Origin of the sequence: Acinetobacter sp. TWP2-2-3 (assembly GCF_049896445.1) — a bacterium.
GTDB lineage: Bacteria > Pseudomonadota > Gammaproteobacteria > Pseudomonadales > Moraxellaceae > Acinetobacter.
In genome coordinates this window covers 162,479-174,217 of sequence record NZ_JAFCUI010000005.1, presented here as the reverse complement: position 1 = coordinate 174,217, position 11,739 = coordinate 162,479, and the positions used below count along the sequence as shown (strand labels likewise).

The 11,739-nt window shown below is 45.5% G+C and carries 10 protein-coding genes; 6 read left to right on the top strand and 4 right to left on the bottom strand.

What is annotated here, in order from left to right; genetic code table 11:
* Nucleotides 1-231 precede the first annotated feature (231 nt).
* Nucleotides 232-774, bottom strand: a complete 543-nt coding sequence (locus tag ACP7AK_RS09250; protein ID WP_071850580.1) for an adenine phosphoribosyltransferase — start codon at nucleotides 772-774, stop codon at nucleotides 232-234.
* A gap of 487 nt (nucleotides 775-1,261) precedes the next feature.
* Between ACP7AK_RS09250 and rubA the strand changes: the two genes are divergently transcribed.
* From rubA to ACP7AK_RS09225, 5 genes are all read left to right on the top strand, one after another.
* Nucleotides 1,262-1,426 (top strand): rubredoxin RubA, encoded by a 165-nt coding sequence (rubA, locus tag ACP7AK_RS09245; RefSeq protein ID WP_004646274.1) that lies wholly within the window; start codon nucleotides 1,262-1,264, stop codon nucleotides 1,424-1,426.
* A gap of 91 nt (nucleotides 1,427-1,517) precedes the next feature.
* Entirely contained in the window at nucleotides 1,518-2,696 is a 1,179-nt protein-coding gene (gene rubB / locus ACP7AK_RS09240) for a rubredoxin reductase RubB (protein ID WP_425879786.1), read from the top strand.
* A 57-nt stretch (nucleotides 2,697-2,753) separates the two neighbouring features.
* A complete protein-coding gene (gene estB / locus ACP7AK_RS09235) occupies nucleotides 2,754-3,692 on the top strand; it encodes an esterase EstB (protein WP_004646272.1) in 939 nt (312 codons plus the stop codon).
* Between the two features lie 13 nt (nucleotides 3,693-3,705).
* Nucleotides 3,706-4,614 (top strand): LysR family transcriptional regulator OxyR, encoded by a 909-nt coding sequence (gene oxyR / locus ACP7AK_RS09230; protein WP_004279412.1) that lies wholly within the window; start codon nucleotides 3,706-3,708, stop codon nucleotides 4,612-4,614.
* Nucleotides 4,615-4,797: 183 nt separating this feature from the next.
* Nucleotides 4,798-5,409 carry a DNA-binding response regulator gene (locus tag ACP7AK_RS09225; protein WP_425879702.1) on the top strand — a complete coding sequence of 204 codons (612 nt, stop codon included), beginning with the start codon at nucleotides 4,798-4,800 and terminating at the stop codon, nucleotides 5,407-5,409.
* A 39-nt stretch (nucleotides 5,410-5,448) separates the two neighbouring features.
* On the opposite strand, the gene ppk1 is transcribed toward ACP7AK_RS09225, so the two are convergent.
* Nucleotides 5,449-7,530 carry a polyphosphate kinase 1 gene (gene ppk1, locus ACP7AK_RS09220; protein ID WP_005107537.1) on the bottom strand — a complete coding sequence of 694 codons (2,082 nt, stop codon included), beginning with the start codon at nucleotides 7,528-7,530 and terminating at the stop codon, nucleotides 5,449-5,451.
* Between the two features lie 111 nt (nucleotides 7,531-7,641).
* Nucleotides 7,642-8,316, bottom strand: coding sequence for a monofunctional biosynthetic peptidoglycan transglycosylase (gene mtgA, locus ACP7AK_RS09215; protein WP_312584680.1), 675 nt, complete (start codon nucleotides 8,314-8,316; stop codon nucleotides 7,642-7,644).
* Nucleotides 8,317-8,393: 77 nt separating this feature from the next.
* Between mtgA and ACP7AK_RS09210 the strand changes: the two genes are divergently transcribed.
* Nucleotides 8,394-9,212, top strand: a complete 819-nt coding sequence (locus tag ACP7AK_RS09210; protein ID WP_425879699.1) for a rhomboid family intramembrane serine protease — start codon at nucleotides 8,394-8,396, stop codon at nucleotides 9,210-9,212.
* Between the two features lie 34 nt (nucleotides 9,213-9,246).
* Here ACP7AK_RS09210 and ACP7AK_RS09205 read toward each other — a convergent pair whose 3' ends face one another.
* Entirely contained in the window at nucleotides 9,247-11,739 is a 2,493-nt protein-coding gene (locus ACP7AK_RS09205; protein WP_425879697.1) for an ABC transporter permease, read from the bottom strand.

The following is an 11,739-nucleotide window of genomic DNA, read 5'->3' as shown; positions in this document are numbered from 1 at the left end:
CTGAGCAAATTAATACACTGATTCAGGAAATCGAAGATCATTTTATCAGGCAATAAAAAAGCCCCACATTTTTGGGGCTTTTTTTTAATTTATGACTTAAGCAACTGCCGCTTCAGGCTGAGATTTGTCGTCCAATTGAGCAAATTAATACACTGATTCAGGAAATCGAAGATCATTTTATCAGGCAATAAAAAAGCCCCACATTTTTGGGGCTTTTTTTTAATTTATGACTTAAGCAACTGCCGCTTCAGGCTGAGATTTGTCGTCCAATACTGACCAGATATCCAGGCCTAATTCAGCATGCAGGTCAGGAAGATCAAGGAAGATACTTGCACCAAGTACTTCATGCTGGCATTTTTGAGCCAGTTCATTCACAGCTTTTAAGGTTCCACCGGTTGCCAGAACATCATCCACAATAATTACTTTCTGGGACTGAACGTTCGCAGACATTTCTAAACGATCCAGACCATATTCCAGGCTATAACCCACACCGACCACTGGAGGTGGCAATTTACCTGCTTTACGCACCAACAATAAGCCTTTGCCTGTACGTTGTGCCAACAAGCTTGCCAACACAAAACCACGCGCTTCAACCGCAATAAAGCTTTCTACTTCTGCCAGTTTGTCAGCAGGAATGCTGGCAATCAAAGCGTCAGTCAATGGACCAATATTGCTCATGAAAAGTGGGGTCAAATCAAAGAAGCAAATTCCTGGTTTTGGAAAATCTTGGACCGTACGAATGTGAGACCACAAAGAAGTAGACAAATTGCTCATGGGAGATCTTAAAAAAAGAAAAGGAATATGGGAATTTTAAACCTATTTGAGTAGAGCGGACAAGCCAAGCTGCCTAATAAAAACCCGACGTTTAATTACAAGATATTGATTTTATTATATTGATTTATTTTAAAAATATTTAATCCGGACTTTACTGATTTTAAATTACCTAAAAACTCAAGTTTTTACTGCACGACTTTGGTCTATCCCACAAGATAAACACTCATTTTTGCCATCGTCAGCTTTTTATCCTTTAACCGCCTACGCCAGAAAAGCTGATTGGCGTGATTTTTAGATAAATGAGGAATGTGTCGTCTATTCTGCTGCTAATTTCGCTGATTAAGCTTTTATTCACTTTACTTTATGAATAGAACTGCGTAAAAATTTAGCCAAATATGTTCACTGTTAAAAAGTCATATTCTTTTAGAGTCTTGCCTTTTATGGATTTTAAGCTGACGCCTACAGTTGCTCAGTTTTGGAGAGTTACATGAGAAAGTTTCAATGCATCGTATGTGGATGGATTTATGACGAGGCAGAAGGTTGGCCTCAAGACGGGATCGTGGCAGGCACCAAATGGGAAGATATCCCAGATGACTGGACCTGTCCAGATTGCGGCGTGTCTAAAATTGATTTCGAAATGATCGAAGTCTAATCACGTCCAGTTAAAGGCCATATCCATATGGTCTTTTTTTATGCCTTTCAATCATTTATACAGCATGGAGCTCTACCATATGGAAACGACTATGCATCCTATCGTCATTATTGGTTCAGGTATGGCGGGTTATGCCGTAGCACGTGAATTTCGTAAACTCAATCCAGAACATGAATTGCTGATGATCTGTGCGGATGATGCGGTCAATTACGCCAAACCGACGCTCTCCAATGCTTTGGCTGGCAATAAAGCGCCTGAACAAATTCCACTAGGCGATGCGGCTAAAATGTCAGCACAGCTGAATATGCGCATTGAACAGCATACCTGGGTCAAAGCCATTCATCCGGAAGATCATCAGCTGGTTCTGGAAAAAGATGGTCAGGAAAGTACGCAAAATTATAGCAAACTGGTATTAGCCATCGGTGCCAATCCGGTACGTCTGGCGATTGCCGGTGATGCCAGCGATGACATTCATGTCGTCAACAATTTAAGTGACTATAAAGCTTTCCGTAACAATCTGGCAGCACGTGAAGACAAACGTGTAGTGATTTTAGGTGCAGGCCTGATTGGCTGTGAATTTGCCAACGACCTGCAAAATACCGATCATCAGGTTACCGTCATTGATTTGGCGCCTCAGCCGCTTGGCCGTTTATTGCCAGAACATGTTGCTACTGCATTCCAGAAGAATCTTGAAGAAACCGGCATTCACTTTGTCTTGGGCACAACAGTCGAAAAAGTCTCTCGTGCGGACAATGGGGATTATCTGGTCACGCTGGCCAATGGTCAGTCTTTGGTCGCTGATGTAGTGTTATCTGCGGTGGGCTTACAGCCAAATATTTCTTTGGCGAAACAGGCAGACGTACATACCAGTCGCGGAGTTTTGACCACCGCACAACTGGAAACCAACCAAGCCGACATCTATGCTGTAGGTGACTGTGCCGAGGTCAATGGAACTTTATTGCCTTATGTCATGCCGATCATGCAACAAGCCCGCGCTTTGGCAAAAACCTTAAACGGTGAACATACCGCTGTACATTATCCGGCTATGCCAGTGGCAGTCAAAACGCCTGCTGCACCTTTAACGGTATTACCTGCACCAGTTGATGTTGATGTCACCTGGGAAACTGAAGAGTTTGACGATGGCATGCTGGCTAAAGCGCTCGATGCTAACGGCACCTTACGTGGTTTCGTGCTTTTGGGCGCCACTGCAGCCAAACAGCGTCTGGCCTTGACCAAACAGGTTCCTGACTTGATTCCTGCTGCGGTTTAGAGGTTTAATAGCAAGGATATTTTTTAAACGAAATATCCTTTAATTAGGACAGCGACTATGTACAGCGCAGCACAGTTTAATCTTTCCCCTTATACCTCGTTCATGCATGAAACCAAGGTCGATCTTGGCAATGGGATCCAGCTACATGTCGAGGTTGGTGGAAATCCGGAACATCCCACCATTTTGCTGATTATGGGGCTGGGTGGGCAAATGCTGTACTGGCCTGACTTTTTCTGCAAGTCACTGATAGACAATGGCTATCACATCATCCGTTTTGATAATCGTGATATTGGTCTGTCTTCAAAAGTCCATCACAAAGGTCCACGCCTGAATACCCTGAAAATGATGAGCCGTTTTGTGCTGGGTCTGGGTAATCAGGGTGCACCTTATGATCTGTATGATATGGCCGAAGATGTCAGTCTGTTGATTGAAAAAATGCAGCTGGAACAAGTCTATGTGCTGGGTGCTTCGATGGGCGGTATGATTGCCCAGATTCTGGCCGCGCGTTATCCGGACAAAGTCAAAAAACTGGGCTTACTGTTTACCAGCAATAACCAGCCGATGTTGCCACCGCCCTTCCCTAAGCAACTCTTTAGTTTGATTGACAAACCGGCTTCAACAGATGAAGATGGCATTGTTGATCATAGTTTGAAACTGTTTAAGATCATCGGCTCGCCAGGTTATGTCAATCATCTGGAAGCGGTACAGACCGCCCGTAAATTATATAAGCGAAGTTACTATCCTGCTGGTGTACTTCAACAGTTTTTAGCAATATTATGTACAGGCTCATTGCTGCAACTGGACAAGCAAATCAAACAAGAAACCCTGGTAGTCCATGGTTCTCGAGATCGATTGCTGCCTCCTAGCCATGGCAAGGCCGTTGCGAAAGCAATTTCAGGGGCTAAATTTGAATTAATTGATGGAATGGGGCATGATATCCCACCGCATTTTATTCCATATCTTAGCGAATTATTTGCTGATCATTTTAAATCATAAACATTAGGACACTATGGCTGCATTACCATCCCTAAGACAGCTGTCATACCTCGTAACACTGTCAGAGACGCTACACTTTACAGAAGCTGCTCGCCGCTCCTTTGTCACCCAGTCAACCTTGTCTGGCGGCATCATGGAGCTGGAGCGTTTACTCGGTGGCGTACTTGTTGAACGCGACCGCCAGAATGTTCGTTTAACGCCTCTTGGTGAACAAGTGGTTGCACGCGCACGTGTTCTACTGGCCGATGCTCAGGACCTAATGCGTTTAAGTCGTGAGATGAGTGAACCTTTAACCGGTGATCTACATCTCGGCGTCATTCCAACAATTGCACCTTTCCTATTGTCCCAGCTGCTGGATGAAGTGCATAAGCAATTACCAAAAATCCAGTTGCATCTGCATGAAGCGCAAAGTGAAAAGATTGTAGAAAAGCTGGAACATGGCAACCTGGATATGGTGGCTTTGGCATTGCCTTTCGACACCCGTGGTCTGAAAGTTGCTGAAATTGCCAAAGAGAATCTGTATCTGGTTTACCAAAAATCTGATCAGCATGCTGCACAAGCAAACTCTTTAGAAGATCTGGATCTGTCTCGCCTGATGTTACTTGAAGAAGGTCATTGCCTGCGTGATCATGCCTTGAGTGCCTGCCCGATTGGTGAGCGTAAAAATGATCACCGTTTAAAAGCCAGCTCACTGCCGACTTTAATCGAAATGGTGTCTGCAAATCTGGGCTTTACCCTGCTGCCTGAAATTGCGATCCATACCAATATGATTAAAGGCAATCCTGAGATTCAGGTAAAAGCGATCGATTCAGCCCCAAGTCGTACCCTGGCATTGGTAACCCGTAAAAGCACACCGCTGCAAAGCGAGTTTGATGTGCTATTACAGATTTTCCAGAAAATCACTCAGCACGATGCTGCCTGATCTATAGATAATAAAAAGGAGCACATGTTGCTCCTTTTTTATATCTTGAATTGAATGCATCCAGTCCGCCTAGAAACTTAGAATCTCTACATTTCAGCTAAATCACTATTCTTTGGGATAGGCATTTGCATCTGCCTGATTCACAGTATAGCTCTCTATCAGCATCTACAGGATCGCGTTTTATTGGCTAGCCTTTTGCCTGCACCGGTTTTAGTGATTCGTTCACCGACTGGACTCGACCTGTCAAAAATCCAGACCGTGCTACAGCAACTCGGCTATCAGCCAGATATGCTGCTGTATGCGGACAATATGCTGTCCGCACAATCCATGATTACTGAACATCTGCCTAATCTGATTCTTTATCATGCAGCAACAACTTCAGAGATCAGTGTGATCCGTCCGCTGAAACAGCAAAGCCTAGATACGCCCGTTATTGCCATACTCAATACTCATTCCACAGCACTGATCTATTCAGCCTTGCTGTCCGGCGCAGATAGCTATATGCAGCATCATGATTCATTACCCCAGTTCGCTGATAGTCTAACAACTGTCTTGCGCGGTGGAGCCTACATTCATACTGAATTGGCAGATTATCTCCTGCACCAGCCCAGCGTTAAAGCCTGTCTCAACTTCGCTGAATTACAGTTATTACAAGTAATGAGTCAGCATAAATCGCAAACCGAACGACAAAACCAGCTTCAGATGAAAGATTATCAGATGTATAGTCAGGTCAAACACATCTATCGAAAACTGATCAGACTCAGCTTAAACAGTTCAATTGTATGTTCGAAATAAAAAAGAGGCTGAATATTCAGCCTCTTTAAATACTTAAACTTATTTAAACAGCTCTAACAGAATACGTTGTGCATTATGCGGTTTTTCACCTTCTTTGGGCTGTGCCCGCAGCCAAGTACCATCACCTTGCAATAACCAGGATTGCTGATTGTCTTTCAAGTAATTCAACAGACCTTGTTGATAGATGCGTTTTTTCAAGGCTTCATCTTCGACCGGGAAACAGGCCTCGACCCGATTAAACAGGTTACGATCCATCCAGTCTGCACTTGAACAGTAAATACGTGAATTGCCATTATTGCTGAAATAATACACGCGGGTATGTTCCAGGAAACGCCCGACAATTGAACGCACCCGGATATTTTCCGACAGACCCGGCAACCCCGGACGCAAACTGCAAATTGAGCGGATAATCAGGTCAATCTGTACCCCGGCCTGAGAAGCCTCATAGAGTTTGTTAATCAATTGCATTTCGGTCAGTGCATTGACTTTGACAATAATCTGCGCCGGTTTCCCTGCTTGAGCATAGGCAATTTCATTATCGATATAGTTAAGTAACTGGGCATGCAAAGTAAATGGCGCATGTAGCAGCTTTTTCAGCTTGGCCATTTTCCCCATACCGGTCAATTCCTGGAAAATACGATGCACATCTTCACACAGATCTTTATCTGTCGTTAATAGACCATAATCGGTATAGATTCGTGCATTGCCGGCATGATAATTACCGGTACCCAGATGCACATAGCGCACCAGTTTGTTATTTTCCCGGCGCACCACCAGAATCATCTTGGCGTGAGTCTTGTAACCAACAATGCCGTAGACCACGACCGCACCCGCTTCTTGCAGGACATTGGCCACCGCAATATTGGATTCTTCATCAAAACGTGCACGCAATTCAATCACTGCGGTGACTTCCTTGCCATTGCGGGCAGCTTCAGCCAGTACCTGCACAATTTCAGAATCTGGCCCACTGCGGTACAAGGTTTGCTTGATCGCCAGCACTTGCGGATCGCGTGCCGCTTCACGTAATAATGAAATGACCGGCGCAAAAGATTCAAAAGGATGGTGCAGCAAAATATCCTGTTTCTGCATCGCACTAAAAATATTTTCAGATTTTTTCAGTACTTTAGGAATGATGGGAGTATGCGAGTCATAACGTAAATGCGGACGTTTAAAGTTAGATAGCAAACGTGCCAGATTGACCGGGCCCGCGACTTTATAAAGCTGCTCGTCGTCCAGATCAAATTCATTCAGTAGATATTCATAAATATGCTGCGGACAATTTTCTGTCACTTCCAGACGCACGGCGCGGCCAAAACGGCGTGAACTGAGTTCGCCTTTGAGTGCCTTGGCTAGATCTTCAACATCTTCATTCAAGGCTAAATCGGCATTTCGGGTAACACGGAACTGATAACAGCCAGTCGCCGTCATCCCCGGGAACAGATCAGACACATGCTCATGAATAATCGCCGACAGCATCACATGATGTTCTTTTCCATCGGTCAGTTCATCCGGTAAACGTACCACGCGTGGCAGTGAACGCGGTGCGGGTACCACAGCCAGATCAATCTGACGGCCAAAAGCATCTTTCCCTTCCAATGTGACAATAAAGTTCAGTGATTTATTCACCAGTCTCGGGAATGGATGCGCAGGGTCCAGACTGATCGGCGTGAGAACCGGCGCAACCTGCTCTTGAAAATATTTTTTAATCCAGGCAGATTGTGCCGGAGTCAGCTCACCACGGCGCAGGAAACAAATATCTTCATCACGCAGTTTTGGCAGAATTTGTTCATTTAAAATACGGTATTGACGTTCAATGGCAGCATGTGCGGTTTTAGAAATCTGTTCTAAAACCTGCTTTGGAGTCAAGCCATCCGGACTCCGACTTTCATTATCCAGATCCAGCTGTTCCATCATTCCTGCGACCCGGATTTCAAAAAACTCGTCCAGATTACGCGAGAAAATCAACAGGAAATTCATGCGTTCGAGCAATGGATGTAAAGGATCGACAGCCTGTTCCAGGACACGTAAATGGAAGTCTAGGATAGACAGTTCGCGATTAATATAACGATCATTATATGTATATTCGGGCTGTGCTGAAGTTGTGCTGGCTGCCGTATTCATATCAAACCTATGCGGATTTAAAATTGTGCTTATCCCTCCAAGTATGCTTCAAATTGATGACAATTTCATAAAAAAAGCCCAAATAATTGGGCTTTCTCTTCAAATCATCAATTAAGGTAATTCTGCATAACGCATATAGCGCTGAATCATCCACTTACGAGCATTTAATGCAGAGGAATTGCGATGATCCTGGAAATATTTCGGATTGGTCAAAATGGCAGCCAGAAAGATGGCTTGATCGCGGGTCAGGCTTTGTGCGGTTTTACCGAAATAATGTTTGGCCGCTGCTTCAACGCCGTAGATATTATCCCCGAACTCGATCGAGTTTAAATAGACTTCCAGAATTCGTTCTTTCGACCACATGCGTTCCATCATCCAGGTCGCGACTGCTTCCTGACCTTTACGCACAAAGGAACGCTTGTTGACGAGGAACAGGTTTTTCGCCAATTGCTGGGAGATTGTCGAACCACCGGCCACTACACGGCCCTGATTTCTGTTTTTATTCAGCGCAGTTTGAATTCCGTCCCAGTCAAAACCATGGTGATGAATAAATTTTCCATCTTCCGCAGTGACGATGGCACGTTTCAGATTCAGGCTGATCTCGTCATAGGGACGCCACTGATGCTGAATCGCTTTGGAAGGCTCTGTCCAGTAATCAATCCGCATCATCATGGTGGTGTTCACCGGATTGGTTCGCCACCAAGCCAGACTGGCAAAGATCCACAATTGAACCAGCAGAATCACACTGACGATGACTAGCATCGTGCGGATCAGAAAGGCTTTCATGTCAGTGCGTTACTCCTGAAAATTTAATTTTTCGTGTTAAGCTTATTCGAAATATACAATCACAGCAAAAAAATAGCATGTCTGAATACTCTCCCCCTGTCGAACATCGCAAACTTGAAATGCATCTCTGGTGGATCACCGCCATTTTAATCGGGATCAATGTTGGATTATTTGGCTGGCAAGCCATGCATGGCATGGATGTTAGCCAGCCGAGTACCCGAGACGCTATTCTCTGGGGTGCCGATTATGCACCTTTAACCTATTTAGCGGAACCCATGCGCTTGTTTAGCAGCATGTTTTTTCATTTTGGCCTGATTCACCTGATGTTGAATATGTGGGCCTTGTATATTTTTGGTAGTGTTGCCGAACAGCTGTTTGGCCGGATGTATTTTATTGGCCTGTATGTGTGTGCCGGATTAATGGGCAGCCTGCTCAGTGGCTATATGAACATTCAGGACAGCTATAGCCTGATCGAAGGCGGTGTGGCTAATCCGGATTTATTGCCTGCGGTCAGTGCCGGCGCATCCGGTGCCGTGATGGGACTCGGGGCTTCACTGACAGTGCTAGCCTTATTGCCAATGCTGCCACAGCAACGTTTTATTCTGGATAAAAAAACCCTGGTGATGGTGATGGGCCTGAACCTCGCGCTGGGTTTTATGATCAGCGGAATCAACAATGCCGCACATATTGGCGGCATACTGATGGGAGCTTTTCTCACCTTGCTCTGGTACATCGGGCAAAAAATGCAGCGTAGCCACCTGTTCAATCTGATTGCCTTGATTGTCGGGTTCGGCCTTTGTGTGCTGCTTTATCAACATAACTTGGCCTTACTCGAACCCATTCGCCCACTGTGGCAAGAGATTCTGGAAATGATGCAACAGCAACTAAAACTTTAACTCTCAGCCAGTTTAAAAATCACGGAGATGAATCTTATTGATTCATCTCACGCAAGCTTTGTAAGGGTGGAATCTCTGACAGATAACTCAGGCGATAACGGCCAATCAGCGCACATAAAGTGGTCATAAAGATCGGCAAGATAATCCAGATTTCCCAATGCGGCTGAATCATTAAATCCATTTTATAACTGGCAATCGCGCTGATCACTTCGGCAAACAGGCAGGAAACAATTCCAGCAAACAGTCCAATAAAACCAATTTCCAGACTCATCATGGTTTTCAGTTTCTGCTTGGAACTACCGAATGATCGAAGCAAAGCCACTTCACGTTTGCGCTCATCCATCAACAGGTTCAGACAGGCCATCAGTACCAGAAAACCGGAAATGCTGACCAGTACTGCCAGAATGGTCACGATTTGCACCAGCACATTCACAATGCGTTTGATCTCTTCCAGAATCAGGCTGACATCAATAAACACCGTGTTGGAAAATTGCTGGATCACAGACACCAGTTTGCCCTTATCTACCTCCGGGACATAAAAACTGCCCAGATAACTGCCGGCATTGGCATCCATGGTATTGGGTGCAAAGATAAAGAAAAAGTTGGGACTAAAACTTTCCCATTCGACGGTTCTTAGATTAACGACTTTAGCTTCCAGTATCCCTTCCGGCAGGCTGAAACTGAGTTTATCTCCAATCTTGATCCCTAACTCTTCAGCAGTATTGGCTTCGACCGATACAGTGCCGACCTGCTTTAAAGCCGCGTCACCACTAACAATCACATTATCTTGAGGATAGCGGTTTGACTGGGTCAGATTCAGTTCACGTCTTAAGGTATTGCTACTTTTCACCAGTTCCTCGGCAAAAGGCTGATCATTTTTGGCGACCAGACGCCCACGGACATTTGGATACAGTGGTGTGCTTTTCCAGCCATTCTGCTCAAGTTGGGCTTTCAGGGCTGGCATCTCAAAAGGCGGTAAACCGTAAACGAACTGGTTCGGTGTACCTTCCGGTAACTGTTGCTGCCAGCGCTCCAGCAGATCGGTACGCAAGACGGCCAATACTGTAATCAGGCTCAAGCCCAAGGCTAAAGCCGTAATCTGCAAGGCGGTCTGAGAAGGTGTGCGTACATAGGCTGACAGATTCAGCTTCATATTCCGCAGCAGTTTCAACACCCCCCATACCGTCAGATACAACACCGCACATAACACAATAATCGCGCCAATCACCCAGGCGGTCAGCAAAAGATTTTCAGTCAAAATCACACTAAAAATAATCAGGCTGAGCGTTCCGGTCAGCAGCATCCACAGCATAGATTGCACTGATTTTTCCTGCTGGCGGATCACCCGGATCGGTGGCGTATTCAGCAGTTGCAACAAGCTTGGCATGACAAAGCCGAGTAACACTACAGCACTGGTCAGCATCGCGACCGGCAATGGCCCAAGCAACATTGCGATAGCGGAAAATTCAATTTGTAAATTTGGAATCAGCTGCAACATCAATTGCAACAGTCCATAACCCAGACTGATCCCGACCACGGTACCAATTAGCATGGCAATCAACAGCACCATCCCGAGTAAAGCCAGATAAGCCGACAGAATCTGCTGCTTGGTGGCGCCAATACAACGCATTAAGGCAATATGATCCTGATTCTGCTGCACATAACGCTGCGCGGTTAAGGCAATGGCAATCCCGCATAATAGAATGGTCAAAATATTGGCCAGTTGCAGGAAAGTGTCCAGATTAGCAATCGGCTTCATCAAGCGGGTATTGCCTTCACTAGCATTGCGCAATCTGAGACTGCTTTGCTCCTCAAATTCCTGCCCTTGTACTTCCGCTGGCGTTTCAGCTGAGGCATTTGCTGACTTGACCTGCTGCTTGAACAGGGCTTCATATTGTTGGGTATCATCCGGACGGCCAGCCATGAGTAAGCGATATTCAATCCGGCTCCCTACCTGAATGGCATTAGTTCGTGCCACATCCACCTGGGAAATAATCACGGTCGGCGAAAAACCGGAAAATCCAAGCTCCTGATTGGAGTCCTGTTCAATCTTGGCGGTGACTTTGAATGCTGCATCGGCGATATTCAGCTGATCCCCCAATTTGACTTTGAGCAAATCCATGGCTCGTGGACTGAGCCAGATTTCACCAGACTGAATCGACTTTTTTGCCGGTTGCACCCGAAGTTCGCCACGCAAAGGAAAAGCCTGATCAATGGCTTTGACATTGACCATAACAAACTGCGCATCGGTATAGGCCATACTGCTAAAGAAAGTGACTTCTGACTGCTTTAAATCCAGCTGCTTGGCCTGATCACGCCACTGCTCCGGCAAAGGCTCATTATCTGAAAGCACCAGATCACCAGCCAGCATTTCTGCTGCCTGCAAGGCAACTGCATTTTGGATCTGCTCATTACTAAACTTAAGTGCAGTGGTCGCGCTAATTGCCAGCGTTAAGGCAATAATCAGCAGATAAATTCCGGTCGTTTTAAAGCTTTGCGTCAGTAAGGGGCGAAATAATGGATTCAT